A 26,179-nucleotide genomic window follows, 5' to 3' on the forward strand; every position below is an offset into this window, starting at 1 on the left:
TACGCCTATCCAGGAATTGATCTGGATCAATGTTTTGCTTTTTGAGTAAGTGTATTTCCATAAAAATGGCCTCGAGTTTCCTCTCAGAGGATCAGGTAGACTCGAGTTGCTTGATCTTGGCTTCTTCCTCCTCCTCAGAGGTATTGAGCAACAGTTCTCCGCTTTTGTGCATACGCTCCATCTTGCCATTGATGGCAGCCCCGGCCGCGATTTCCATCACATCGTAATATACGTTGCCTTCTACATGGGCATCGGCTGAAAGCTCCAGCTTGTCAGTGGCGAAAACGTCGCCAGTGACACGACCATTGATGACTATATGGGCAGCAGTCATATTGCCTTCTACACGGCTGCCGGCGATCAGCTGCAGTTTGCCATCATTGGAACTGACATTGCCCTTGATTTTACCTTCAACATGAACGGTGCCACGGAAACGGATATCGCCTTCAACTTCAGTGCCTGCAGCAATCAGCGTGATAGTGTCATCATTTCTGGTGCTGCTGATCAAACTGTTTTCTGAGCTGTTCTTGCCCCACATAGTGGACTCCTTAAAGTGCTTAAGCCGAGATACCTAGAGCGAAAGAAAAAGTGGTATGCGTCCTGTTGACTGAATACAGTGGGTCAGACCCCTTTCTCAAGGTGCAATTTCAAGGGAAGAATCATCCTCCATTGAGCTGTCAGCTTCAATGCATAAAAGCAACTAATGAGCGCCCTGGCACTGGCTGTATAGGGTGGGCTCTGTTTGCATCTCAGAGCCGGGTTATGGATCAGTTTACTTTAGCATCGGCTTCAGGAAGCGGCCGGTATGGGAGGCTGTGCTTTCGGCCACCACTTCAGGTGGACCCCCGGCAATGATTTGGCCCCCGCCGTCACCTCCCTCGGGTCCCAGATCAACGATCCAGTCTGCTGTTTTGATCACATCCAGATTGTGCTCAATCACTACCACGGTATTACCGCGATCTCGTAGCCTGTGCAGAACTGCCAGTAGCTGTTCAATATCGTGGAAGTGCAGCCCTGTGGTGGGTTCATCAAGAATATAAAGGGTTTTTCCGGTATCCCGCTTGGAAAGTTCCTTAGCCAGCTTCACCCGTTGTGCCTCACCTCCGGAGAGCGTGGTAGCGTTCTGCCCCAGATGGATATACGACAGACCAACATCCATAAGGGTTTGCAGTTTGCGTTTAACGGCAGGAATGGGTTCAAAGTATTCCAGAGCTTCTTCGACGGTCATCTCCAGGACTTCATGAATATTCTTGCCCTTGTATTTAACGTCCAGGGTTTCACGGTTGTATCGTTTGCCCTTGCAGACGTCACAGGGTACGTAAATATCCGGCAGAAAATGCATCTCTACCTTAATGACACCGTCGCCCTGACAGGCTTCACATCGACCACCCTTAACGTTAAAGCTGAAACGACCGGGTTTATAGCCACGGGAGCGGGCTTCCTGGGTTCCGGCAAACAGTTCACGAATGGCGGTAAAAATGCCTGTGTAGGTTGCAGGATTGGATCTTGGCGTGCGACCAATAGGGCTTTGATCAATATCAATGCATTTGTCGAAGTGATTCAGGCCGCTGATCTTCTTGTGTTTTGATGCTGTTAAAGTGGTGGCACTATTCAGGACTTGGGCAGCAATAGGGTACAAGGTATTGTTGATGAGGGTAGACTTTCCTGAACCGGAAACGCCGGTGACACAGGTCATCAGCCCCACCGGGATTTCCAGTGTGACATTCTTCAGGTTATTGCCGGAGCAGCCCGTGAGTTTAATCCGCTTATTTTTATCCGCTCTTGTACGTTTTTCAGGAATCGCAATGGCTTTCGTGCCATTCAGGTACTGGCCGGTGACTGACTTTTCATGATCCATAATTTGGGCAGGCGTGCCTTGGGCAATAATTTCACCGCCATGAACCCCGGCACCCGGACCGATATCGATAACGTGGTCGGCAGTTCGAATAGCGTCTTCGTCATGTTCTACGACAATCACCGTATTGCCCAGATCGCGAAGACGGGTCAGTGTATTCAAAAGGCGTTCGTTATCCCGCTGGTGCAATCCAATACTCGGCTCGTCCAGAATATACATAACACCCACCAGACCAGCACCAATCTGACTGGCCAGTCGAATCCGCTGGGCTTCACCCCCGGACAGGGTATCCGCACTTCGATCAAGTGTCAGGTAGTTAAGGCCCACATTCACCAGGAAGCTTAGACGATCGCAGATCTCTTTCAGGATTTTTTCAGCAATCTCCCCTTTCTGACCGGGCAAACTAAGTTGTTCGAAATATGCAAGTGCACGTTCTACCGGGAGTCTCACCAAATCGGGCAGTGTTTCATCTTCGATAAAGACATGTCTTGATTCCTGGCGAAGACGAGTGCCTTTACAACCTGGACAGTGCTGGGTGCTGAGGTACTTGGAAAGCTCTTCACGCACAGACTGGGATTCCGTCTCCCGGAAGCGGCGTTCAAAGTTGGGGATAATGCCTTCAAAGCGATGGCGCTTTTTGTAAACATCGCCCCGATCGTTGACGTAACTAAAATCAATCTGCTCTTCGCCGGAGCCATGAAGAATAATGGTCTGTTGTTCCGCAGTAAGATCATCAAAAGCGGTATCAATGTCAAAGCCGAAGTGAGCAGCCAGCGACTTCAACAGGTGAAAGTAATAGACGCTGCGGCGATCCCAGCCACGAATAGCGCCTTCTGCCAGGGTTAACTCCGGGTGCTGGACAATACGATCTTCATCAAAAAACTGCTTGACCCCCAGCCCATCACAACTGGGGCAGGCTCCCGCCGGGTTGTTGAACGAGAACATGCGAGGCTCCAGTTCATTGATGCTATAGCCACAGGACGGGCAGGCAAAGCGGGCAGAATAAACAATGTCATGCTGCTCACCGTCCATAAAGCTGACCGCTGCAAGCCCGTCGGTGAGCTCCAGAGCTGTTTCAAAAGATTCTGCCAGACGCAACTGCAGGTCTTCTCTCACCTTGAAGCGATCAACCACTACTTCAATGGTGTGTTTTTTCTTCTTGTCCAGCTCGGGTGGATTGTCGAGGTCGGTGACAATGCCATCAATCCGGGCGCGAATAAAACCCTGGGCCCTCAGTTCACTGAAAACATGGAGGTGTTCACCTTTTCGATCCCTGACTACGGGGGCCAGCAGCATCAGTTTAGTACCCTCTGGCAACGCCAGTACCTGGTCCACCATCTGGCTGACAGTCTGGGCTTCCAGCGGTAAGTGATGCTCAGGGCATCGGGGTGTGCCGGTTCTGGCAAACAATAAACGCAGGTAGTCGTATATTTCAGTGATGGTGCCAACGGTTGAGCGTGGGTTATGACTGGTGGACTTTTGTTCAATGGAGATGGCGGGTGACAAACCTTCAATGTGGTCGACATCCGGCTTTTCCATCATCGAGAGAAACTGGCGTGCATAGGCTGACAGCGATTCCACATAGCGACGCTGACCCTCGGCGTAAAGGGTATCGAAGGCCAGTGACGACTTTCCTGATCCGGACAGACCGGTGATGACAATCAGGCTGTCCCGGGGCATATCCAGATCGATGTTCTTCAGGTTATGGGTTCTTGCACCCCGTACGGTGATCGTGTCCAAAGCCAGTCCCTCAGTACCATCTGTCAGGCAAAGGAGCAATTATATAGACTTTACTCACGCAAACCCATGTTAATAGCTGTCCGACAGCAAGCTGGAGAGAATTAAAGCACTTTAAGCAATAGTCGTGTAATATTTTTGGTGCAGACATTAAATTACAGTTTCTATTGACCGCCTTAAGAAACACTGTCGAAGATCCTGCTAACAGTCCTATACGTATACCCTGCTGGTGAATCAAAAGTGATGGAGCTAATAGAATGTTTACAGGCATTGTTCAAGGTACGGCAAAGATTGACCGTGTGGATGATCACGATAGTATCAGAACCTTTGACATTGAGTTTCCAGAAAACTTTTGTCAGGGGTTGAATATAGGAGCCAGTGTTGCGGTTGACGGTGTTTGCCTGACGGTAACAGACATTGTCAGCCCGACTCGGGCCAGATTTGATGTCATTTTACAAAGCTTGCAGGTAACGACATTAGGGGGTTATGTCAGTGGCCAGAGCGTGAATGTTGAACGCGCAGCCATCGACGGAGCAGAAATTGGCGGACACCCTTTATCCGGACACATCGACTTCCGAGCCCAAATTCTTGCACTAGAAGAAATCGAGGGCAACTGTCGGGTGCGGTTTGTCTACGACCATGAGTGGGGACAATACATTTTCCCTAAGGGCTATATAGCGATTAATGGTTGCAGCTTAACTTTATCTGATGTCGACAAGAAGAACGATTGTTTTGAAGTCTGGTTGATTCCCGAGACCCGAAGAGTCACAACATTTAGTGATAAAAAAGCAGGTGATTGGGCCAACATTGAAATTGAGCGAAGCACGCAGGTGATCGTCGACACCATTAGAGACACGCTCGAAAAGCAACTGGGTGCTCTTTATCCTGCGCTGGAAGCACTTATGGAAGAAAAAAATATTAACTTGGCAGAGTCGCTGACCAGCAGTTTTGCGTTGCTTGAAAAGAAAAACACTCAGCAAAACGGCTAAAAGCCCTGCAATCCAGAGCTTTATGTTCCCAGTTTTGATTTTGAAGTCAGGCACCATCCAGCTTCAAAAACTGTCTTACCCGAGGTGAATCCGGATGAGTGAAGAACTTTTCTGGTGGGCATTTTTCAATCAGGATGCCTTTTTCCAGGAACACCACCTGACTTGAGACGTTTCTGGCAAACTCCATTTCGTGTGTTACCACCACCATGGTGTAACCCTCTTTCGATAAGGACTGCATCACGGTCAGAACCTCATCAACCAGTTCAGGGTCAAGGGCTGAGGTGGGTTCATCAAACAGTAACACCTCTGGCTCCATAGCCAGGGCGCGGGCGATAGCGACCCTCTGTTTTTGACCGCCCGATAACATGCTTGGGTAGCTGTCGAGTTTATGAGACATACCAACCTTTTCTAATTGCGCTCTGGCAATCTTTTCCGCCTCAACTTTTGGCATCTTCTTAACGTGCAACAGGGCTTCCATTACATTCCTGAGCACAGTGAGATGGGGCCAGAGGTTGAAGCTTTGAAATACCATGCCGATACGCTCGCGAATCTTGGCGAGCTCTTTGTATTTTAGTGGTTTTCTGGTAGCAGGATTGATACCAATACGTTCATCACCTAAATGGATGCTGCCCCGTTCTGGTTGTTCAAGCCAGTTCATACAACGGAGCAAAGTGGACTTACCTGAGCCGGAAGAGCCCAGGATACTGACAACGTCTCCCTTTTTGATCGTGAGATTAATGTCTCTGAGCACCTCGATTCCGTCAAACTGTTTGGATAGGTTCACCACCTTGACAATATCCTGGGCATTCGATTCTGATTTTGGATATTGGACAGGCAGTTCTACAACAGGTGCCGTTTCTTGAACGGTTTTCGGGGTTTCAACTGGCCCGGTGTGAATCTTTTCATTAAGCATGGCTTAGCCCTCTATCCTGAACTTTATTAAGTGTGATTTTGCTGACCTGTTCAATGGCGATACTGATAATCCAATACAGAGCGATAGCCACAATAAATGCGTTAAGCGGGATGAAGTAGGTTGATTGAATACTGTTAGCTGCCGCTGTGATCTCGCCGACAGTAATAATGCATAGAAAGGCAGTGTCTTTCAGGCAGATGATCAGCTGATTGGCAATGAGCGGCAAGGATCTCAACAACACATTGGGTATGATGATGCGGGTAAAGGTCTTGAACCTGGAGAAGCCACAAGCCTGGGCCGCTTCCATCTGGCCTGAGTCTAATCCCTTGCGAATGCCTCTGAAAATCTCACAAAAATAGGTGCCATGATAAAGGCTCAGGGAGATCAGGCCCGCGGTAAAGGCATCCATGCGGATACCGGCCTGGGGTAAACCATAGTACAACAGGTAAGCCAGAATCAGGAAGGGCAGGGTGCGCATCATGTTGATGACCAGAATCACGCTACCTTTAACACCTTTCGAGCCATTTTCGAGAGTGTAGAGCAGGGTCACACCCAGAATGAAACTTGCGATTGACCCGGCAAAAAATAGTGCAAAGGTATTACCAAAACCCGAGATAAAGATCTCTCTTTGCTGCCAGATTATTTCCCATTCAGTCATAACTACTCCTTATTGTCAGCCAGCCAGATAGTTAGCCTTTCTCTCGGCCATCTGTTGTAATTTGATCAGCACGCCTATGATGCACATGTAAAGAATGCCAGCGCAGAGGATAGGAAGGAGAGGTTCATAAGTGACTGCTGCGATTCGGTTGGTAACGCGAGTCAGGTCAACCACGCCAATGACGGCAATCGCCGGGCTGCCTTTGATCAGGAAAGACATCTCGTTGACCAGTGCGGGCAGGCTCATGACCACCATTTGAGGGAACATGATGCGTCTGAAGTAGGTCATTCGTCGCATACCCAGGGCTTCGGCAGCCTCTTTCTGTCCGCTAGAGAAGTTGAGGAATGCATTTCTCCAGATCTCGGCATTAAATGCCGAAGTATTCAGTGTTAAACACAGGATGGCCGAGAAGTGTTTATCGAGATTGATGCCAAACGATGGGAAAGAGAGGAAGATGAACAAGGCTAATGTGACCAGTGGTGTGGCTCTGGCCCAACTGACATAGACACCTAATATCTGATCGATAATCGGTAATTTTGCCATTCGAATGAGCGCTATCACGAGTCCGATAACCACTCCGAGTGCGATGGATACCATTGATATCCATGCAGTGGTCCATGCTCCCTGAAGCAATTGCATCCATCCGTAGTAATCCATATACACCTACCTGTCTGCAGTAGTATTAACGTTGTTTTTTAGGTAAGACCAGGCTCCCGGGAGTAGTCGTATTTGAGTCCTGGCCGTCACTGAACTATGACGAGTGGTTTATTGTACTGCAGTCAATTTTTGATACTGTTCAACGGAGACGATGGCGTTGGCTGGCAGTTCATCAAAGGATTCACCGAACCATTTCTCTTGCAATTCAGCCATGCGACCAGTCTCTTTCAGGTGTGCAAAGAAGTCGGTCAGGTAGGCCAGCAGTTCAGGACTGTCTTTCGGGACAGGCCAACTGACAAAGCCAGGGCCGGATACAGCTTCACCTTTCTTGAATACCCCGGGCTTGGTTTTTACCAGCTCATTTATATTCACGATACTGTTAATCACGTAATCGATGCGACCATTAGCCAGATCGGCGTAGGCTTCAGGGTAGGATTGATATTCAACCACTTTACCCAGTTTCTTGCCTTGTGCTTCAAGCATGGTTTTTAACTCAGGAAGTCTTTCCAACAGGGCACTGCCTGCCTGCAAGCCAACTCTTTTCCCATCCAGATCCGCGATGGTATTGATGCTGTCGTCTTTTGCGCGGGCAACGAAATAGTGCTGTGCGGAGGCGATGGGTGGAGTGAAATCGAATACTTTCAGACGAGCGTCAGTGATGATGGCACCCGTGAGGGCAAGGTCATACTGACCTGCCGAAACGGATGCCAGAAGGCCTGTCCAGGGCAGAATCTCTTGTTTTACTTTGAAGTCAGAGTAGTCGCGAAGTTCATCCAGAAGATCTTTATTGATTCCGGTCGGCTTGCCTTTATCGATAAAGTTGAACGGAGAATAGTTATCCTCTGTCGCTACCTTTATCCCCTTGCTGGCGAAAGATGGCGACTCATCGGCAACAATCACACTGGACATGCCTAAAGACATCGTTGCTGCGGCAACGGCTACCCATTTTCTAAGTTTTATTCCATGTCTCATAATTTGTTACTTGCTGTGATTTGTGAACGCCTTCACTTTAGAGATGAGAAAGATGAATGGGTTAGAGCCAATTTACCGGGCTGATTGGGACAGCTGGTAGAAAATAAAGTTAATACGACTAATTTAGTATATTGGCTTGCTTCTTGCTGGAGTCAATCGAATGCAATGAATAAAAATATCCAAAAGGTTTACTCCATGGGGATAAATTACAGCTGTTTCATTGAGTTTGATTCGAAGAGAAGTTTGCAGGAGCAGGTAAGAGAGTACCTGGTTAAGGCAATACTTGAAGGTGTCTTCTCTGCTGATGAGGCGCTACCTTCCTGCCGCAAGCTTTCAAGTCAATTGAAGGTCTCACGCAATACCGTGTCACTGGTCTATGAAGGCTTATCAGACGACGGTTATCTTATAAGTAAGCCAAGAAGTGGTTATTATCTGTCGGAAAAATACTCCTCCAGACTTGAAGAGGTGGAACAAGAGTTGAACCATTTTGAGGCAGATAACCCCGCTAATGCAGCAAACTGGAGCCGACGACTCAAGGTTTCTACTGACGCTTTCCCTCGTATAGTGAAACCCTCACACTGGAGCTGTTATCAATATCCTTTTATTTATGGGCAACCGAGCATTAATGATTTCCCTCTGGCGCAATGGCGGGAATCTACTCGTAAGGTGATTGCGGACCCGAAAGATCATAGTTGGCTGTGTGACAAAGTCGATAAGGATGTGGAGCTATTGGTAGAGCAGATCCGGACCCGGGTACTTCCTCAGCGAGGTATTCACGCCAAGAGCGATGAGATTCTAATTACGGTTGGCTCGCAGAACGCCCTGTATTTGCTCTCCAAGATGTTGATGGATAAACACACTCGAGTAGGGGTGGAAAACCCTGGTTATAAAGAAGCAAACAATATTTTTAGTTTGGCCCGGGCTCAGCTTCATCCGCACACCGTCGATCAGGACGGACTGGTGCTGAACGAACTGTCATCCATCTGTGATTATTTCTATGTTACACCGAGTCATCAGGCTCCAACGGGGGTGACTATGAGTAAACAACGCCGGTGTGACCTTTTACATTTAGCGCAAAAAAACGACGCCATCATTATTGAGGATGATTACGACTCAGACAGCAACTCTGAGTGGGACCCCTTACCTGCACTGAAAGCATTGGATAAGAACAACCGTGTTGTCTACGTCAGTAGTTTTTCCAAGACATTGGCACCCGGGCTTCGCCTCGGTTATATCGTTGCCCCGGAAGAGTTGATCTATGAGTTGCGCACACTGCGTCGCTTAATGTATCGCCACCCGCCCAGCCGGGTGCAAATGGAAATGGCGCACTTTATTTCACAGGGCTACTACGACAGCTTCCTGCGGCGCTTCAAAGACAACACCCGCCAACGCTGGCACGAGATTAATCAAGCGGTTGAGCACTATCTTCCGGATTGTAAGCGACTGGCCATGGGCAATTATTGCAATGCCTTGTGGTTAGAAACACCCAACCAAATAAGCAGTCAACGACTGGCGTCCAGAGCTTCTCAACGCGGGGTTCTGATAGAGACAGGATATTCACATTTTATGGGGCAGCAACAAGCCAACCCCGAAATCAATACTTTTTTCAGACTCGGCTTTCATGCCATTGATAAAGCGCTTATTACCCCAGGGGTTGAACAACTGGCAAGAGCTCTGGAGGGCTAACATTTTCGATCTTTGGAGGCACCAACGCCAGGACAACTGCCCTGGCGTCTTTATTACTAATGTTTAATCAAAATCCGAGAGTACCTGGCTAATAATGGCTACACCCTGAGCAATCTCATTGGGTTTAACAATAAGAGGTGGTGCTACGTGAATACGGTTGTTCACTATAAAAGAAAGAAGGCCCTTGTCGGTTAGTTTGGCTTTAAGGGAAGCCATTTTCTCATTACTTAAAGGCTCTCGTGTTGTTCTGTCCTCGACCAGCTCCAGGGCCCAGAACATGCCCTTGCCGCGAATGTCTCCTATGCTATTGTGCTTTTCCATCAGATCGATCAGTGCGGGTCCCAGAACCGTGTTTCCTACCTCATCGGCGTAGCGAACAATGCCTTCTTCTTCCATCGCATCCAGGGTTGCGACAATAGCAGACATTGCCAGTGGATGGCCCGAATAAGTGAGGCCGCCCATAAAGAAGTTGCTCTTGAAATACTCCGAGATCGGCTCGCTTACGACAACGCCGCCAGCAGGGACATAGCCTGAGTTAACCCCTTTAGCGAAGGTGACCAGATCCGGGATAACGTTAAAGTGCTCAAAGGCAAACCAACGGCCAGTGCGACCGAATCCAACCATTACTTCGTCGAAGATCAGCTGTATACCATGCTCGGTGGCCAGGTCTCTAACCCCTTTCAAGTAGCCTTCCGGTGGCAGCAGGAAACCGGCTGTGCCGGGGATTGTCTCCAGAAGAATAGCCGCAATGGAATCGGGTCCTTCACATTCAATCACTCGTTTAAGGTGCTGCAGGGCTCGTTTACACTCTTCTTCCTGAGTCTTTGCGTTGAACTCAGTGCGGTAGAAATAAGGGTTAAAAAAGTGCACATGCCCGCGGCTGTATTCATTAGGTACGCGGCGAAAGTCGCCTGTGGCAGCGATAGCTGAGCCGGTATTGCCGTGGTATGAGCGGTAGGCAGAGAGCACCTTGTCACGACCGGTAAATTGTCTTGCCATGCGAATCGCATTTTCATTGGCATCAGCGCCTGCATTGGTAAAAAACACCTTGTTAAAATTACCGGGTGCTTTATCCAGTATGCGTTTGGCTGCTTCACCCCGGGCAAGGTTAGCTGTTGCTGGCGCTATGGTCACCAGGGACTCAGCCTGTGCCTTGATGGCATCAATAACTTTTGGGTGTTGGTGGCCAATATTGGTGTTGACTAACTGGCTACTAAAATCCAGATACTGCTTCCCTTCGAAGTCCCACAGGTTACATCCTTGTGCACCGGCAATAGCTATTGGTGCTGCTGAATCTTGTACAGACCAGGAATGGAATACGTGTTTATCCAAGTCTATGACGTGCTGATTTGATACATTTGTTTCAAATACATCCATTTTCATTCTCCTGCGGAGTATTGAGCCTTCGTTTGTGTTTTGCCGCTATCTTGGCGAGAAACATGAAAGAGGATGTAGGGACAGTTTAAAAAAAGCCTTGTGTCAGGGTACGGGGTGGCGCTACTGACTCAGACAATCTGAAAAACTGGCTCTATAGGATAGGCTCCGGGCTCATTACATTGATGGCATCAACTCGCAGTACGTAATGGAATGGATAATGGGCTTAGCAACGGTATTTGTTTTTTTTGCCGGATTAGTAAGGGGCTACAGTGGCTTTGGCTTTGCCATTATTGCTGCCTTGTGTCTAAGCCTTGTGTATTCCCCATTTGATGCAATTGCGATTGCTCTGACACTTGATCTGCTCAGTAGTCTCTGTCTGTTATCAGGAATCAGGACGCAGGTTAATCGACGTCTGCTGACCATGCTCACATTGGGCATGTTAGGTGCAATACCTGTTTCGCTTTTGTTTATCTCCGCCATCTCGGCAGATGAACTAAAGATGATGATTGCAGGTTTCTCATTGATTGCCGGTGCTTTGATCCTGTTTGATCTGCGGTTGACATGGCTTAACCATCGCTACGCCTTGCTCGCCGGTGCAGTGTCAGGGTTTGGGATGACCACGGCTTCAGCGGGTGGCCCGCCACTGGTGTTGTATCTCTTAAACCTATCGTTAAACGCAAATGAAATAAGAGCTACGGCGATACTGTTTTTTATCTTGAGTTCGGCGGTATCTCTGCTGGGATTGCTCTTCGTCGATGCTGTCTCGGCCCAGTCTATTCAGTTCAGCTTGCTTCTCTTTCCCGTTGCCATGCTGGGCAGTCTGTTGGGAAAAAAATTGTTCGATTTATACCCGGGTTCATCACCTAAAAACACGGTAGCGCCCATTTTGATGATGTTGGCACTGCTCACAATTATGATTTAACAAGGAAATCATTATGAAGAAAGTTGCATTTATTACCGGCGCAACCTCCGGTTTTGGTAAAGCTGCCGCACAAAAATTCGCAAAAGAGGGGTGGTCGCTGGTTTTATCGGGACGTCGTTTAGAAAGGCTTTTGGATCTCAGAGAGACTCTGGGTGTTCCAGTGCATGTGATGCAACTGGATGTGCGGGATTCAGAAGCCGTGATTAAAGCAGTAGAGTCCTTGCCAGAAGAATTTTCAGAGGTTACAGCCCTGGTTAACAATGCAGGTCTGGCACTGGCGCCTCAGGGCGCCCCCGAGGTTGATCTTGATGACTGGCACACCATGATAGATACCAACGTTACCGGTTTGGTCAATGTCACACACGCACTCTTGCCTGCCTTAATCAGGACCGGGGCCGGTGCTACCATCATCAATGTGGGCTCAATAGCAGGTCAATGGCCTTATCCGGGAAGCCATGTTTATGGTGCCAGTAAGGCATTTGTTAAGCAATTCAGCTACAACCTGAGGTGCGATCTGCAGGGGACGGGGGTACGTGTTACTGATCTATCGCCAGGCATTGCAGAGACGGAATTCACACTGGTGCGCACCAAAGGAAACCAGGAGGCATCAGATAACTTATACCGTGGCACCACACCTCTGAGCGCCGAAGATATTGCCGGGCAAATGTTTTATATTGCAACTTTGCCGGAGCACATCAACATTAACCGTGTTGAGGTGATGCCAACACGTCAGGCCTGGTCTCCATTTGCTATCGACCGCGATGAGTTCAGTCACCAGTGATACTCCTCTCTCCCTTAACCTGAAGACGGGTACTTTCGTTTGTTTGTTCTTGATCAATAACGTGAATGGGCATAATCTCCCCGGCTGCTGCTGTTAATCTGACCGGCGCGGGCAGCGGTGGCCAGGGAGCGCCCAGCTTCCAGGCGTAAGCGATGTTAGCCTGGTTGACCGACAGGTGGGTTGCCAGGATGTACTCGGCGTGTCCGTCCTGATGCAGATGAGTAACGCCCTGTTTTGGCAGTTTAAAAACCAGTTCGCCATTAGAGTCCATCATGGGAGGGTTCATTCCGGCACTCCTTGGATAGTGATAACAGGTTTTAAAGTGCTCGTTGGGTTGGAAGCCGCTCATAGTTATGCTGAAGTAACTCATATCTTCTGTGGCGTCCTTTTTATGATCGTTATTCAGTGATACCTGATAGGTGGACAGGGTCAGAATTTTAGCTCGGTATACCAGTTCAGGAAGCACAACATTAAAGGCTTCTTTAAGATCAAAACCACTGACTTCATGGGGAAATACCATTCTGTTTCTGCTGAACCAGACGTGGCATTGTTTTTGGATATCACTTAAAAGAGCCCGATTCACGCCTTTGACTCGTGAGATGGGGTCACAGATAACTGCTTCGATTTGGGTATTCAGTTGCTTGCGGGTACCTTTTAATTCGAGTATTTTGCATTTCCGGTCTATCGCAGGAGCAAGCCTGATACCTACGGAGTGAAGGTTTTTTAACGCTGCCTCTTTTTTGTAGGTGATGACGGGTAATTGCAATGTGTGTTCCTGAGTATCAGCATCCTCTGTATTGCCTGAACGATTCCAGGACGAAATTTCGATATACAAGAGTAAAGCTCCCACAAAAAGCACTGTACCGGAAATAAATACGGAGCGGTCACAATCACGATGGCGGTGATAACGGTCATAATGGGCTTCTGACGACGTGGGAGTCACGAGTGTGGTGGCAAGCACTGCCACCATGAAAAGCCTCACATAAGTGGCGTATCGGACAGGATATGTCATGCTGATCAATCCTCTGTGTTTATTCCCTGGGGTAATTATGCGCCTGCCCCGGGATAGGCAAACTTCTTTTTCATGATTACTCTGGAAGGAATAAAAATAGCTGATTGGCCGGAAAGTGTTGGTATATGGAAGGTTTTTTTGGCGCAAGTCCAGCGGGCATAATGTCTTCCCACGGTGCCTTACTTCAACAGCTTTTCCTGATAATATAAGCCGCTTGCAATGTTATATAAGAAGTCAGGAATGTCTCCGCAGGAACTGAAATCAACGGTCTCACTGTCTTTGGTGTTTGTATTCAGGATGTTTGGCCTCTTTATGGTACTGCCTGTTCTGGTCCTTTATTCCGAAGACCTGCAAGGGGCCACCCCGGCTCTGGCCGGTTTTGCTATCGGTGCTTATGGATTAACCCAGGCAGCACTGCAAATCCCCTTTGGCTGGATGTCAGACCGGTTCGGGCGCAAGCCGGTGATTATAGCCGGTATGATGATCTTTATGCTGGGTAGTCTCGTCGCCGCTCAGGCGGACTCTATTTACGGAGTCATTTTTGGCCGGATTCTTCAAGGTTCTGGTGCGGTATCCGGAGCCGTCACGGCACTTCTGGCCGATTTGACCCGCGAGCAATACCGTACCCGGGCCATGGCGGTATTTGGTATCAGTATCGGATTCTCATTCTGCATCGCGATGCTATTAGGCCCTCTATTCGCCAGCTGGTGGGGGCTGGAGGGGTTGTTTGGCAGTAATGCTGTGATGGCGGGCTTAAGCATTCTAATTCTATTGTTTATGGTACCAACTCCAGTGGTGACCCGTACTGATCTGAACACCAAAGTCAGTATAAAAGACGTAGGCAATGTCGTAGGCAATCCGGAAATGCTCAGGTTGATGGCCGGTATCTTTACCCTGCATTTCACCCTGATGGCCCTGTTCGTGTTTTTGCCTCAAATGTTGGAAGATATCCTGGGGATGGCCCGGGAAAAACACGGTTGGATATACGTAGTGGCACTCTCGGTCTCCTTTGTCATGATCGTACCGGTGATTATTTTCAGTGAAGCCAAACGTCGCCTGAAACAGTGCTTTGTAGGTGCGGTCACTGTGTTGCTGGCAGCCATTGCCGGCATGTGGCGTGTCGAAAGTGTACTGCTGGGAATATTCCTGTTTTTTGCGGCATTTAATTTTCTGGAAGCTACACTACCTTCTCTGGTCAGTAAATTGTCGTCCGCAGGCACTCGGGGAACCTCTATGGGCGTATACTCAACCAGCCAGTTTCTGGGGGCGGCCCTGGGCGGCAGTCTTGGTGGGTTGGCGTTTCAGTACTGGGGTGCGACTGGTGTCATGATGGTTTGTGCAATCCCTACTGCACTCTGGTGGTTATTGTCTGTTACCATGAAACAACCTCCTTATGTCAGCAGTATGGTGATGGCCCTCGACTCGTCCATGAGCCTGGATGCCCGTGCCATTGGCAGGGAGCTGGCCATTATTCCCGGGGTTGAGGAAGTGACCGTCCTGGATAGTGAGAGAACCGCCTATCTGAAGGTGGACAGAAAAATAGTGGATATGGCCGCGCTGCGCCAATACGGTGAGTGTTGACATAAATGAATGAGAAAGCTACAACCAGAAACCTGTTTTTATTCCTGTTGGGAGTGAAAACGGTTTATGTTAAAAATTACTGGAGAAACTGATGGCACGTGGTGTTAATAAGGTCATTCTGATCGGCAACCTGGGCAATGATCCGGATGTCCGTTTTACCCCAAATGGCAGCGCTGTAGCTAACCTGAGCGTGGCGACCAGTGAGTCCTGGAAAGATCGTAACACCGGCCAGCCTCAGGAAAAAACCGAATGGCACAGGGTGGTCATTTTCGGAAAGCTGGCTGAAATTGCTCAGCAATACCTGCGCAAGGGTTCCAAGGTTTACATCGAAGGTAAGCTGCAAACCCGTAAGTGGCAGGACCAGTCCGGTCAGGATAAGTACACGACAGAGGTTGTTGTTGATGGCTTCAGTGGCCAGCTCCAAATGCTGGATAGCCGCCAGGACGGAATGGGGATGCCTGCCAGTGGTGGTGAGTTTCAGCCAAGGGCTACACAACAGCCAGCCTCTCAGCAGCCCGCACCGCAGCAATACAGTGCACCCCAACAGCCGATGCAACAGCAAGCGCCCGCAGCGGCACCACAGCAACAACATCAACCTCTACAACATCAGCCTCAACAGCGTCCTGCTCAACAACAGCAGCCTCAGCAACAGCCTCAGGCTGCAACGGCTGGTGGCTTTGACGACTTTGATGATGATATTCCGTTCTAAGCAGGAACCGGGTATTGCAAAAGGCCGCTGAAATCAGCGGCCTTTTGATTATCTGGGGAAGAAATCGCCGATTTCTTAAAGACTTTGTCCATTTCTCTCATTGTTTATTCTCTTCCAGCAGTGGACAATATTAATCGAATAGAACAATGTCGGGTGTCATCTCAGATGGATCGAGCCAGCCTGCGCAAGCAGTTACGTAACAATCGTCAATCCCTGTCGGCTGAACAGCAGCTTGCTGCTGCAAGGAAACTATCCTCTGTCGTATGTAGCAGTGAGGTTTTTCGACACAGTCAGCATATCGCGCTGTATCTGGCTAATGATGGTGAAATTGATCCCGGATTTATTGCCCGGACGATCTGGGAGCAAGATAAATTCTGCTATCTTCCGGTTCTGGATCAGGAAGACCCTGACAAGATGTATTTCCAGCTCTACAGACCTAATACCCGAATGGTAGAGAACCGTTACGGAATTGCTGAACCGGAACTGGATCTTGAGAAAACCGTTAAGGCGGAAGCTCTGGATCTGGTACTCATGCCACTCACTGGTTTTGATGAAGAGGGCAATCGCCTCGGTATGGGAGCGGGTTATTACGACCGGACTTTTGCATTTCTGGGAAAACGCAGTAAACCGATACTGATAGGGTTAGCACATGAGTGTCAGAAAGTCAGTGCAATTCCTGTGGCAGACTGGGATATTCCCATGAAAGGTGTGGCAACAGAAAAACAGTTATACGGTGAAAAAAGTCAGTAAGCCAGTCCCTGGCTTACACTGTCAGCTTGTCAGATCAGGATCGAAGTCGCTGCTGTTGTTAATACAGCGATTGTAAACACCGCTAATAAAAGGCTGATTGCATCGGGTTTTGAGCCAACCATTTTCTTCAGAGCTCCACATTGTATTAATTATTATTGCAGTAGTCTCATGATCTAAAACAGTCAGTCATGGGTTTACCATCACAAACTGCTCTTCTTGAGCTATAGCTATCGTTGCTTTTTTGTTAAACGTTGGAGAATTTCGCACAAAGAAGGGTTAACTGCAAGATGTTAAAAGTCAGTGGTCGTTTCTAGCAGCCTGTCGGACTTAAGGCTGTTCTACTGCGGTTGCAATAAATTGGTCTAAAAATTCCTGCTTCTTCGTCAAATAACTCGCTATTCTCCTCAGAAGCAGAAATTTTTATCCTCAATTTCTTGCAATCCTCGCTACGGACGCTTAAGTCCGACAGGCTGCTAGGAGCCTGACCGAGAATAGCTGCCCTACTGCGGCGGCAGCAAATTGGTCTGAAAATCCGCTTTTGTTCGTCAAATAGCTCGCTATTCTCCTCACAAAACCGAATTTTCATCCTCAATTTTCTGCCGTCCTCGCTACGGGCGCCATTCTCGGTCAGGCTCCTAGATGAATATTGAGCAGCATGCCTCAAAACTTATTGTGAAAGCCTGCTGTTAGAGAATAACGGGCGTTCGTCACTTGATAAAAATAGTGAAAAAAAAGAGAAAGTTAGACAATGCTGGAGATTTATCTGAACGGAATGTTATTAAGCGGTGGTTTGATCATAGCCATTGGCAGTCAGAATGCTTTTTTACTGGCTCACGGCTTACGTCGAGAGTCTCCTGTTCTGATTGCCACCCTATGTGCAGTTTGTGATGCCCTGCTAATACTGGCTGGTGTTATGGGTCTTGGTACTCTTATTCAGAGTAGTAATACACTGCTTGAACTAGCCCGCTGGGCAGGCGTTGTTTATTTGACCGGATTTGGCCTGATCTCACTGCGGCGCAGTTTCAAAACTGAGCAGCTCAAGGCTGAAGGGCAGGTGCAAAAATCGGTTCGGGCTATTGTGCTTTCAACTCTGGCGGTCACCCTGCTTAACCCGCACGTTTACCTTGATACGGTCATTTTATTAGGCAGTATTGGTGCTCAGTACGGTGAACAGCGTGGTTATTTTGTACTAGGGGCTGTCACCGCATCACTCATCTGGTTCTATGGGCTTGGGTTCGGTGCTGTGAAGCTGGCTCCTCTGTTATCCCGCCCGTTGGCATGGAAAATCATTGATCTGGTGATCTGTCTGATTATGTTCAGCATGGCTCTGAGTCTGGTGCAAATGGACCTGGTGCATATTTTATAACCTTTCTGTCTAATGAATTATGCTTCCGGGTTTCATTTCATTGACTATTTTGAAGATCAAGTACTTTTTTCTTAACAACTGGATGGGTGGTTACTGTCCGATCGGACAGAATCTTTGCTAAGGGTTCTATGAAAAAGGGTTGATCCGATGAGACTCAGGCTCGTAAACAGTGTCGTCTTGTTCTTGCTCAGTGTGTTCTGCTCACTGGCTTTAGCCAAGACCTATTCAGACAATCTGGTGCTGGTGGTCTATGAAAGTAATGCTGAGGTTAATATGGTGCTGGCCTCGGCAGACAATCCCGAGAAGGTACTGGCCAGCTCGGTGGCCTCTCCGGTTCATGTCACTTACAGTCGGTCAAAGGATGAGGAAGACTATTATGAGGCTTCACTCACCGGTATGGGTCATCCGGGCAATCTGGTATTTCGTGATTCAGAAACGATTCTGTTTGCTAATGCTCTTGATAATCTCAGGAAATCAGCCCGCTTCCATTGGCTTGATCTGAAGGATGATGACACAATCAAGCTTGACGCCGTTTTCGTCGGTATTGCCGGGTATAAAGACCATCACAAAAAAGCCCTTGTGGTGGGTGACCGAGTCGTCTTCAAAGAGCAGTACATTCGCGAGAACATGGAAGAGGTTTTGAAGCTCCGTCATTTCCAAATGTCCCCCGATAAGCAGTTACAAATGGATTCAGATACCCGTCTGATGGCCAAACTGGCCAAACAGAAAGCGGGTGAAGACGTCGAGTTAAGGGATCTGGATTTTATTCAACTGACTACCTATGCCATCGGTTACAGAATTCGGGATGGTGTAATGCGACATGATCGGGTGACCTATGACAGTGAGGGCGGGGATTATGAATATGGCGTAGCTATCCAGGTATTCTTCCTTGATCAACTGCCAGCAGCCTGTACAGCCAGTGATTTTGACACACTGGATCTGAGGCATGTACCGGTTCTGAAAGCCATGAATGCTATGCCAACCGTTGATGTTTATAGACACGCACCTAAGGGTGAATACCTCGCCTACCCTGATCTGGGCTATAGCAAAGCGGAACAGGCGCGGTTGAATACTACACTGCCTACCAGAAAATTTAATCACCTGTTTGTTCGCTTGAAAGATAGGAAAAATGAAGCCGGCTATCTGGGCTTCTGGGTGTTGCAGCAGAATAAAGTGCCAGAGGGTGTCACTGAAAAAGACTGGTATGCCGGTCAGGATACGCTAACCCAATGTGCCAAGACTACCTTTATTCCAGCCATCAAAAGAGTGGTAGAGGGGCTGAGCGAACAGGGTATTGGTAAGGATAAAGATGGTGCTAATCTGCCTCTGATTATGGTGGGAGAGTTTCCGCTGGGGCAGACAGCGCGGATGAGAGAGGCACTTAATGAGATTCTGAGCGAGGAAGATCTGAGGCGCATTGTCTGGTTGAAACCTCACGAGTACCGGCAGCTTCTGGCAAAAGCGGGTATTAAGCTGGTCAGGAGAAAGAAACAGGAGTCACCTTGTGCAAGCAAGTCAGGCAACTTCTGTTTTTCAGCTGATCCGTTATAAAAGGGGGGAAGACAACCGCGATGCATTGGAGCAATCTCATAAAACGAGTCTTATAGACTTCTTTGGTAGGAATATCACAAGCCTATAGAACTTGTCTGCAGATTGCGTAATGGCTGCAATTCGTTCGGCTCCATTTCTGATACCGTCGGTTGTCTTTTGAACTTCTTGATCGCCAGATAGACTGCGATGGTTGCAATCACAACAACTGCAGTGCCTCCTGCAGCAGCCACAGTTCCCCAGGGTGTATCCTCTGCCGATCCTGAAGCTGATGTTGAGGCTGATTGCGAAGCTGACCCCGCAGCAGCCAGAGCAGTAGGGGCTTTTTGGTGATTGAAGAATTCAAGGCCCAGAGAAATTTCTTGCATTCGTACCTCCGTCTTCCGGCCATCCTCCCTAATCTCATCGTTTTCAGTGGCCAGATAAGCCTTATTACCCACAAAAATCGGGCGCAGAGACTTTGTTGGTGCAGGTTTAAATGTGGTGGCGAAACGATGGATGTTGACTTGATTTTTATAAGTAAGCACTGATAATCGTCCATCGCTGTTGTAAATAATGGCGTGCAAATAATCTTTCGTTGTCGTCAGCTTCACGGCTGCAAATGAGTCTGGTGTGCGGGAAGAAAAATCAATCTCATCTTCAATAATAAAAGCGCTATCCATCTGTCCATTGTCAGTGGCAAACCGGCGAATAGACAGTCTCCCTTCCCCAGGGTTGTATAGGGCAACGTAGGCGTGGTTTTTTTTGATCAGGATGTCCTGCTGGCTGTTGACTGAGTCAATATCATCGTCAATGGCGTTGATTCTTTCTTCGCCATTATTGCCAAAAGAGGCAGAGGGGGTTAGCTGTTTACTGTCGTACTGTCTGATAAACAGGGGATGGTTGGCATGTTCATCACTTATGCCTAACACATAAAAGTGTTCGCCATCGGGTGAGAGCTCCAGATTAAGCGCTTGCTCCTTATCAAGCCGCCCACTGTTTTCAGGATACTTTCTGGAAAGCATGCGCTCTCCCTGGCGGTAACGTCCGACAAACAGGCTGTTATCGATGGTTCCCGTTAAATACATAGCACCCTGATGAAAAGCGGTATCACTTATTTGAAGATTCTCAGGGAATTCGTCGCTATGTATTCTGACTCCTCTTCTGGATCTGTGTCTGTCAGTGACATCTAACCTGAACAAGATCGTTTTTTCTGAAGGTGTTGTTGAGATAAGGTCAAGGTGAGAGCCTTTGGTTTCATGAACAACCTGCCCTGCCAGAGGCTGGTAGCCCACCAGCATATTTCTGAAACGGGACTGGACGGGGAGGTATCTCACAATACCGCACCAACCAAATCCGTGATCCGGTTCAGAGCCTTTATAACGAACCAGGATAATTTCTTGACGAGGTTCTTTCCAGCGCGACTTAGGCTTAATGACAACGTAAATTCGCTGGGTTTCGGGGTCATACACCTGGAAGAGAGGTTTGCCCTCCAGTGACGGGCAGATAGGCTCGGAGTCGCTTAAATAAGCTGTGGAGGATGTACTGGATTTACTGTGAGTCAAGTCCTTATACGACGAAGGATTTGTAGATGGCGGAACTGACGAAGTTGACGGGGCTGACATGATGCTCTTTTCCTCGCTGCAGTCAAATCCGCCCTGTGTGCAATCAACTCCGGCCAACAATGTTTGTGGTTTGGAGAATGCTTTTGGAAACGGTAGATAGCCATCCTGACCGTTCCAGACAGCACGATTGAAAGAGGTAGCATTATTGGAACCACCGGGGTCTGCAAACTCATTCAGTACTGTAGGAAACCGGTTGTTTGTCTGTTTGGTGCCATTTATTCGGGCAAGTTCACGGTAGGGGGTGTTAATGCCTTTAAGCATTGGCAGCTGCGATGCATCACCGGCATTCCAGAGTGTGCTGCTCAAACCGGTCAGGTTTGATTTGAGAGCGTTTTTCGATACTCTTACGACACCTACATTATATCCTTCCTGACCACCAAAAGTACGATGAAACTTTGTGAATGTATCCAGATTATTCTTAATACGCTCTCTCATCCAAACTTTTGCCACTGCTCCGCTTGTGCCGTAATAGCCTCTCCTCTTAGCTTCAAGTGACCCGGTATTGACATTGTTGTAAACCAAGACCGGATTGACAGGCGCGTCAGCAACTCCGGAAACGCCACCGACGTAATCATAATCTTTCGAAATGACCGCTCCGGCATTAAGGTTATCCTGAATGCTCCCGACCTCAACGCCTCCTGCAATACCTCCGGCATATGATGACCAGCTATCAGTATTGACAGTTCCGGTATTTACATTTTGAACAACAGTAGCATTGTATACTTGCCCCGCTATTCCACCGGCGTGTGTACGATCATAGTTGTTGAAAATGCTGCCTGTATTGAGGTTTTTGCTGACCAAGGTTTGCCCGGATGCCCTCCCCACTATTCCACCCCTGTTTCCTGCATGTTTAACGTAGACGATACCCGGATCATCTGTGGATGACATTTTTCCAGTGTTCAGGTTATTTGATACTCTGGCTGCTGCTGCCTCTCCTGCAATCCCCCCGGAACTTTCGGTATGGCTAACAGTGACGTCGCCGACATTCATATTATTGAGAGCAGCGCTTCTTTTCAGTGTTCCGACAATGCCACCGGCAGGCGAGGAACCTGCACCCCCGGAGATGATCGCTCCGGTATTCAGGTTATTTGAAATGGTAGATGTCTGATCGGCCAATCCAGCGATACCACCTGTGCTGGCGCTTGATGCTGTGACTACAGTGCCGGTGTTTACACTGTCGTGTATGACGCTGTCTGAAACACTGCCTGCCAGACCTCCGGCATGACTGTTAGAAAACTTCGTTTTGACGGTTCCGTCATAATTGACCACCTCTTCAATCCTGCTGCCTTTCAACTCTCCCACAAGTGCACCTGTCGGGCTCCTAAACCCGGCACCGGTCACTTTTGGTTGTTTTAACAGGATCCGCCTGATGATGCTGTTTTGTAATGACCCGAACAAGCCGGTTGCAGTTTTATAGGCTGACGTTGAAACCTCAAGGCCAGAAATAACATGGCCGCCGCCATCCAGATTGAGAGAAAACGGAACGGAGACATTGCCAACGGGTTCCCAGGGAGTGAAGCTCAGGTTGATATCACTGATCAACCGATAGTCACCTTCGACCGGGTGGTCGGCATTCAGATATTGATTGAAATTATTATTGTCCAGCTCGATAGTGTCGGCCCAGCTTTCCCAGTTTGGAATACAAACGACAAGTAACAGCAATAGTACAGACGACTTTTTGTTGATAGTCAGTAGCCGATTCTGATTTCTTATCAGACTTTTATTCATTGAAGAACTACCGTAGAGATAATGATAATAAATAATCGTACCCGTCTATATAGACCATGTGATGTCATCATGCAGAAAGATGCAGAGAACCGTGAGAAAGCTTCTGTTTGAGTAGGGGGTATCAGGGGGAATTTCCTGGTTTGTTTTTGGCTGAGATGATTGGACATTCCAGGGGCTCATTCGCCGGTTCCTGAGAATAGACATTATTGGGTTTCCACATCCTGTTGAATTAGTTCTTTTTTGAACCAGCTCTTGGCGAGTTCGTAAAATGCAACCGTTCCAAGCAGTAAAGTACACCCTGCAAAAAAACCCGTTATAAATCGAGTATTTACCCCAGACGATAAAGTGGCAGGGAATTCTTGAGGACTCAAGTTTTCAAGACCCAGAAAAACTTCCTGCATCCGTACCTGCCTGCTACCCTCCTCAATATCAGCAACTTCAACCGCCAGATAGGCTTTATTACCCAAAAAAACCAGACGCATAGACTCCGCTGTCGCAGGTTTAAATGTGGTGTCGAAACGATGGACTTTGACCTGATCTTTATAAGTAAACACGGACAGTTGTCCATCACTGTTGTATATAATGGCGTGCAAATGAGCTCCCGTTATCATCAGCCTGACGGTTACAAACGAACCCGGTGTGAGGGGAGAAAAATCAATCTTGTCGTCAATAATAAAAGCACTATCAATCTGTCCATTGTCGGTGGCAAATCGGCGGATAGAAAGTTTCTCTCTCTCAGGGCTGAATACGGCAACGTAGATCTGGTCTTTTTGTATCAGGATGTCCTGCTGACTGTTGGCCGTGTCAAAGTCATTGATGGTCATTGCCTCTCTACCATTGTTGCCAAAAGAGGCGACGGGGGTTAGTTGTTGACTGTCGTACTGTCTGATAAACAGAGGATAGGGCACATCGTCATCACTTTTGCCTGTTACATAGAGGCGTTCGCCATCTGGGGAGAGCTTTAGATTGAGTCCTTGTTGCTCATCATATTGGCCAAAGTTTGCAGAATACTTTTCAGAAAAAAAGAATTTTCGTTGGTGATAGCGGCCAACAAATAAGTTGTTATTGATTTTCCCTGTTAAATACATGGCACCCTGATGATGAGCAATATCATTAATTTGAATATTCTCTGGAAATACGTTTTTAATGACACTGAATCGTGCCCGGTATCTTTGGATATCACTCAACGGGAACTCGAACAGCGTCGCTTTTCCTGACTTTGACATTGCAACAATATTGAGGGAAGAGCCGAGCTGAGAGCCTTCGGTTTCGTAAACAACCTGCCCTGTCAGAGACTGGTAAGAAGCCAGCATTCCGGAGTGTTTGGTAGAGGTTGTATAGGTCACAATGCCGCACAGACCAAATTGTTTATCCAGTTCACGGCCTTTGTAGCGAGCCAGAATAATTTCTTTAGAAAACGATTCAGGTTGAATGACGACGTATACCTGCTGGTTTGCCGGGTCATACGCTTGAAACAGGGGCGTGCCTTCTGGTGGCGGGCAGTTAGCTGGCAGGCTGGGTGAATGGGTTTCATAGGGCTGCATAGCTGACGGAGTTTTATCCTCGCTGCAATCAAACCCCCCTTTTGTGCAGTCAATCCCAGCCAGTAATGTTTGTGGTTTGGGGAAAATGTTTAGAAACGGTAAAGAGCCATCCCGACTGTTCCAGACAGTACGATCAAAAGAGGTGGCATTTGCAGCACCACCGGGATCCGCAAACTCATTCAGGGCCGACGGGAACTGATTGTTTGTCTGTTTGGTACCATTTATTCGGGCAAGTTCACGGTAGGGAGTATTAATGCCCTTGAGCATCGGCAGCTGTGATGCATCACCGGCATTCCAGAGCGTGCTGTCTAACAGGGTTACGTTTGATTTGAGGGTACTTTTCGATAGTCTTATGATACCTATATTACGCCCACTACCTCTCTCACTGGTCCATTGATACTTTGTGAAAGTATCCAGGTTATGCTCAATGGCACCTGCCTTCCAAACTCTGCCAGCTACCCCGCTTACGTAGCAGTGGCTGTCCCGGGCTTCAACCGAACCTGTATTGACATTGTTGTACACTGAGGTTGAAAGAGTGGCAGCTCCGGTAATAGCCCCTAAGTGACCGCCAGCATCTTTTGTCATGATTGCTCCGACATTCAGGTTGTCCCGAATGCCTGAACCTTCAGCTTCTCCGGTAATCCCTCCGGCAGATGACTGAAAGTCGTGAGTAGTGACCGTTCCGGCATTAACATTTTGAACAACAGTAGTGTTGACTACATCCCCTGCTATTCCTCCTCCATAGGTACGCCAATCCCTTGTAAAAATGCTACCCGTATTGAGATTTTTGCTGACCAGGCTTTGCCTGGAGGCATGCCCCACTATTCCGCCACTGCTTCCACCTAGCCTACAGAAGGCTCTGGAGTAATCCGAGGCAATTTTTCCGGTGTTGAGGTTATATAATGCCTTCGCAGCTTCTGCTTTTCCTACAACGCCCCCGGAATATTCGGTAAAGCCAACATTAACTTCACCGGTATTAAGATTGTTGTTAGCAATGCTGTCGCTTTTCAGGGTTCCGACGATGCCACCGGCGGGCGAGGAATGTAAATTTCTGGAGACTATTTTTCCTGTATTCAGATCATTTGACAGGGAAGATATCTGATCGCCCAATCCTGCAATGCCGCCTGTGCTGGCGGATCCGGTTGTGAAAACGGTGCCGGTGTTCACACTATCATGTATGACGCTATCAGAAACACTGCCCGCTATACCTCCGGCATGACTGCGAAAACCGGTTGTTTTGATGGTTCCGGCATAATTGACCACCTCTTCAATCCTGCTGCGTTTTAACATGCCCACAAGTGCACCGGCCGGGCTTGTATTTCCGTAGCTGGTGACTTTTGGCTGTTTAAACAGGATCTGCCTGATAGTGCTGTTCTGTAAGGACCCGAACAGGCCTGAGGGAGTATTATCTGATAACGTTGAAACTTCGAGGCCGGAAATAACGTGGCCGTTGCCAAGCAGAATGACAGAGAACGGATTGGAGGTATTGCCGACGGGTTTCCAGGGAATGAATCGGCTCAGTTCAATATCACTCATTAACCGATAGCGACCTTCCACCGGATGGTCGGCATTCAGATATTGATTGAAATTATTATTATCTAACCCAATAGTACTGGCCCAATTGTTCCAGTTTGGAAAACATACGACAAGTGACAGTATCAATGCAGGTGGCTTTTTGTTGATAATCAGGCTTTGCCGATTTTGGTCTTTTATCAGGTTTTTATTCATTGAGGCATTACTGCAAATGATAATAAATACTCGTATTACCATCCGTATGTATAGACCACAATGAG

19 protein-coding genes are annotated in these 26,179 nt (G+C 48.1%); 9 read left to right on the forward strand and 10 right to left on the reverse strand.

Features of this window, described 5'->3' with window-relative positions; translation table 11 throughout:
* Positions 1-91: 91 nt before the first annotated feature.
* Together KBW69_RS10820 and uvrA are read right to left on the reverse strand one after the other, a co-directional pair.
* Positions 92-535: a polymer-forming cytoskeletal protein gene (locus KBW69_RS10820; protein ID WP_257254927.1), complete on the reverse strand. Its 444-nt coding sequence runs from the start codon at positions 533-535 to the stop codon at positions 92-94.
* A gap of 234 nt (positions 536-769) precedes the next feature.
* Positions 770-3,592: an excinuclease ABC subunit UvrA gene (gene uvrA, locus KBW69_RS10825; RefSeq protein ID WP_257254928.1), complete on the reverse strand. Its 2,823-nt coding sequence runs from the start codon at positions 3,590-3,592 to the stop codon at positions 770-772.
* Between the two features lie 254 nt (positions 3,593-3,846).
* On the opposite strand from uvrA, the gene KBW69_RS10830 reads away from it, so the two are divergent.
* A complete protein-coding gene (locus tag KBW69_RS10830) occupies positions 3,847-4,578 on the forward strand; it encodes a riboflavin synthase subunit alpha (RefSeq protein ID WP_257280866.1) in 732 nt (243 codons plus the stop codon).
* Between the two features lie 46 nt (positions 4,579-4,624).
* On the opposite strand, the gene KBW69_RS10835 is transcribed toward KBW69_RS10830, so the two are convergent.
* From KBW69_RS10835 to KBW69_RS10850, 4 genes are all read right to left on the reverse strand, one after another.
* Positions 4,625-5,491, reverse strand: a complete 867-nt coding sequence (locus tag KBW69_RS10835; protein ID WP_306670751.1) for an amino acid ABC transporter ATP-binding protein — start codon at positions 5,489-5,491, stop codon at positions 4,625-4,627.
* Complete coding sequence (locus KBW69_RS10840) at positions 5,484-6,149, reverse strand: amino acid ABC transporter permease (RefSeq protein ID WP_257255066.1); 666 nt, start codon at positions 6,147-6,149, stop codon at positions 5,484-5,486. The genes KBW69_RS10835 and KBW69_RS10840 overlap by 8 nt, the downstream gene beginning before the upstream one ends.
* A 15-nt stretch (positions 6,150-6,164) precedes the next feature.
* A complete protein-coding gene (locus KBW69_RS10845) occupies positions 6,165-6,806 on the reverse strand; it encodes an amino acid ABC transporter permease (protein ID WP_257255065.1) in 642 nt (213 codons plus the stop codon).
* Positions 6,807-6,914: 108 nt separating this feature from the next.
* Positions 6,915-7,778 (reverse strand): transporter substrate-binding domain-containing protein, encoded by an 864-nt coding sequence (locus KBW69_RS10850; protein WP_257255064.1) that lies wholly within the window; start codon positions 7,776-7,778, stop codon positions 6,915-6,917.
* A gap of 165 nt (positions 7,779-7,943) precedes the next feature.
* Here KBW69_RS10850 and KBW69_RS10855 point away from each other — a divergent pair, with 165 nt between their 5' ends.
* Positions 7,944-9,464 (forward strand): PLP-dependent aminotransferase family protein, encoded by a 1,521-nt coding sequence (locus tag KBW69_RS10855; RefSeq protein ID WP_257255063.1) that lies wholly within the window; start codon positions 7,944-7,946, stop codon positions 9,462-9,464.
* Positions 9,465-9,527: 63 nt separating this feature from the next.
* Here KBW69_RS10855 and KBW69_RS10860 read toward each other — a convergent pair whose 3' ends face one another.
* Entirely contained in the window at positions 9,528-10,841 is a 1,314-nt protein-coding gene (locus tag KBW69_RS10860; RefSeq protein WP_257255062.1) for an aspartate aminotransferase family protein, read from the reverse strand.
* Positions 10,842-11,046: 205 nt separating this feature from the next.
* Here KBW69_RS10860 and KBW69_RS10865 point away from each other — a divergent pair, with 205 nt between their 5' ends.
* Positions 11,047-11,763, forward strand: coding sequence for a TSUP family transporter (locus tag KBW69_RS10865; protein ID WP_257280867.1), 717 nt, complete (start codon positions 11,047-11,049; stop codon positions 11,761-11,763).
* Between the two features lie 13 nt (positions 11,764-11,776).
* Positions 11,777-12,544: an SDR family NAD(P)-dependent oxidoreductase gene (locus tag KBW69_RS10870; RefSeq protein WP_257280868.1), complete on the forward strand. Its 768-nt coding sequence runs from the start codon at positions 11,777-11,779 to the stop codon at positions 12,542-12,544.
* On the opposite strand, the gene KBW69_RS10875 is transcribed toward KBW69_RS10870, so the two are convergent.
* Complete coding sequence (locus KBW69_RS10875) at positions 12,531-13,556, reverse strand: hypothetical protein (RefSeq protein ID WP_257255059.1); 1,026 nt, start codon at positions 13,554-13,556, stop codon at positions 12,531-12,533. The two genes, KBW69_RS10870 and KBW69_RS10875, sit on opposite strands and share 14 nt — an antisense overlap.
* 240 nt (positions 13,557-13,796) lie before the next feature.
* Here KBW69_RS10875 and KBW69_RS10880 point away from each other — a divergent pair, with 240 nt between their 5' ends.
* The 5 genes from KBW69_RS10880 (at position 13,797) to KBW69_RS10900 (ending at position 19,513) form a co-directional block, all read left to right on the forward strand.
* Positions 13,797-15,137 (forward strand): MFS transporter, encoded by a 1,341-nt coding sequence (locus tag KBW69_RS10880; RefSeq protein WP_257275230.1) that lies wholly within the window; start codon positions 13,797-13,799, stop codon positions 15,135-15,137.
* Between the two features lie 91 nt (positions 15,138-15,228).
* Positions 15,229-15,846: a single-stranded DNA-binding protein gene (gene ssb, locus KBW69_RS10885; RefSeq protein ID WP_306670750.1), complete on the forward strand. Its 618-nt coding sequence runs from the start codon at positions 15,229-15,231 to the stop codon at positions 15,844-15,846.
* Positions 15,847-16,011: 165 nt separating this feature from the next.
* The gene (locus tag KBW69_RS10890) at positions 16,012-16,596 is read left to right on the forward strand and encodes a 5-formyltetrahydrofolate cyclo-ligase (RefSeq protein ID WP_257255057.1); all 585 of its coding nucleotides are present in this window, start codon (positions 16,012-16,014) and stop codon (positions 16,594-16,596) included.
* Between the two features lie 748 nt (positions 16,597-17,344).
* On the forward strand, positions 17,345-17,962 hold the full coding sequence (locus KBW69_RS10895; protein WP_257255023.1) for a LysE/ArgO family amino acid transporter: 618 nt from the start codon (positions 17,345-17,347) through the stop codon (positions 17,960-17,962).
* A 147-nt stretch (positions 17,963-18,109) separates the two neighbouring features.
* Positions 18,110-19,513: a hypothetical protein gene (locus KBW69_RS10900; protein ID WP_257255024.1), complete on the forward strand. Its 1,404-nt coding sequence runs from the start codon at positions 18,110-18,112 to the stop codon at positions 19,511-19,513.
* Between the two features lie 74 nt (positions 19,514-19,587).
* On the opposite strand, the gene KBW69_RS10905 is transcribed toward KBW69_RS10900, so the two are convergent.
* Together KBW69_RS10905 and KBW69_RS10910 are read right to left on the reverse strand one after the other, a co-directional pair.
* Entirely contained in the window at positions 19,588-22,842 is a 3,255-nt protein-coding gene (locus KBW69_RS10905; RefSeq protein ID WP_257255025.1) for a hypothetical protein, read from the reverse strand.
* 203 nt (positions 22,843-23,045) lie between these two features.
* Positions 23,046-26,114 carry a hypothetical protein gene (locus KBW69_RS10910; RefSeq protein ID WP_257280869.1) on the reverse strand — a complete coding sequence of 1,023 codons (3,069 nt, stop codon included), beginning with the start codon at positions 26,112-26,114 and terminating at the stop codon, positions 23,046-23,048.
* Positions 26,115-26,179: the final 65 nt, after the last annotated feature.

It is taken from the genome of Endozoicomonas sp. ISHI1, from assembly GCF_024606225.1.
In the GTDB taxonomy this organism is placed as follows: domain Bacteria; phylum Pseudomonadota; class Gammaproteobacteria; order Pseudomonadales; family Endozoicomonadaceae; genus Endozoicomonas_A.

What these genes read in the sequence shown, in the direction of transcription:
- KBW69_RS10820 (WP_257254927.1), bottom strand. Translation starts at nt 535, where the DNA reads ATGTGGGGCAAGAACAGCTCAGAAAACAGTTTGATCAGCAGCACCAGA.
- KBW69_RS10830 (WP_257280866.1), top strand. Translation starts at nt 3,847, where the DNA reads ATGTTTACAGGCATTGTTCAAGGTACGGCAAAGATTGACCGTGTGGAT.
- KBW69_RS10835 (WP_306670751.1), bottom strand. Translation starts at nt 5,491, where the DNA reads ATGCTTAATGAAAAGATTCACACCGGGCCAGTTGAAACCCCGAAAACC.
- KBW69_RS10840 (WP_257255066.1), bottom strand. Translation starts at nt 6,149, where the DNA reads ATGACTGAATGGGAAATAATCTGGCAGCAAAGAGAGATCTTTATCTCG.
- KBW69_RS10845 (WP_257255065.1), bottom strand. Translation starts at nt 6,806, where the DNA reads ATGGATTACTACGGATGGATGCAATTGCTTCAGGGAGCATGGACCACT.
- KBW69_RS10850 (WP_257255064.1), bottom strand. Translation starts at nt 7,778, where the DNA reads ATGAGACATGGAATAAAACTTAGAAAATGGGTAGCCGTTGCCGCAGCA.
- KBW69_RS10855 (WP_257255063.1), top strand. Translation starts at nt 7,944, where the DNA reads ATGAATAAAAATATCCAAAAGGTTTACTCCATGGGGATAAATTACAGC.
- KBW69_RS10860 (WP_257255062.1), bottom strand. Translation starts at nt 10,841, where the DNA reads ATGGATGTATTTGAAACAAATGTATCAAATCAGCACGTCATAGACTTG.
- KBW69_RS10865 (WP_257280867.1), top strand. Translation starts at nt 11,047, where the DNA reads ATGGAATGGATAATGGGCTTAGCAACGGTATTTGTTTTTTTTGCCGGA.
- KBW69_RS10870 (WP_257280868.1), top strand. Translation starts at nt 11,777, where the DNA reads ATGAAGAAAGTTGCATTTATTACCGGCGCAACCTCCGGTTTTGGTAAA.
- KBW69_RS10875 (WP_257255059.1), bottom strand. Translation starts at nt 13,556, where the DNA reads ATGACATATCCTGTCCGATACGCCACTTATGTGAGGCTTTTCATGGTG.
- KBW69_RS10880 (WP_257275230.1), top strand. Translation starts at nt 13,797, where the DNA reads ATGTCTCCGCAGGAACTGAAATCAACGGTCTCACTGTCTTTGGTGTTT.
- ssb (WP_306670750.1), top strand. Translation starts at nt 15,229, where the DNA reads ATGGCACGTGGTGTTAATAAGGTCATTCTGATCGGCAACCTGGGCAAT.
- KBW69_RS10890 (WP_257255057.1), top strand. Translation starts at nt 16,012, where the DNA reads ATGGATCGAGCCAGCCTGCGCAAGCAGTTACGTAACAATCGTCAATCC.
- KBW69_RS10895 (WP_257255023.1), top strand. Translation starts at nt 17,345, where the DNA reads ATGCTGGAGATTTATCTGAACGGAATGTTATTAAGCGGTGGTTTGATC.
- KBW69_RS10900 (WP_257255024.1), top strand. Translation starts at nt 18,110, where the DNA reads ATGAGACTCAGGCTCGTAAACAGTGTCGTCTTGTTCTTGCTCAGTGTG.
- KBW69_RS10905 (WP_257255025.1), bottom strand. Translation starts at nt 22,842, where the DNA reads ATGAATAAAAGTCTGATAAGAAATCAGAATCGGCTACTGACTATCAAC.
- KBW69_RS10910 (WP_257280869.1), bottom strand. Translation starts at nt 26,114, where the DNA reads ATGAATAAAAACCTGATAAAAGACCAAAATCGGCAAAGCCTGATTATC.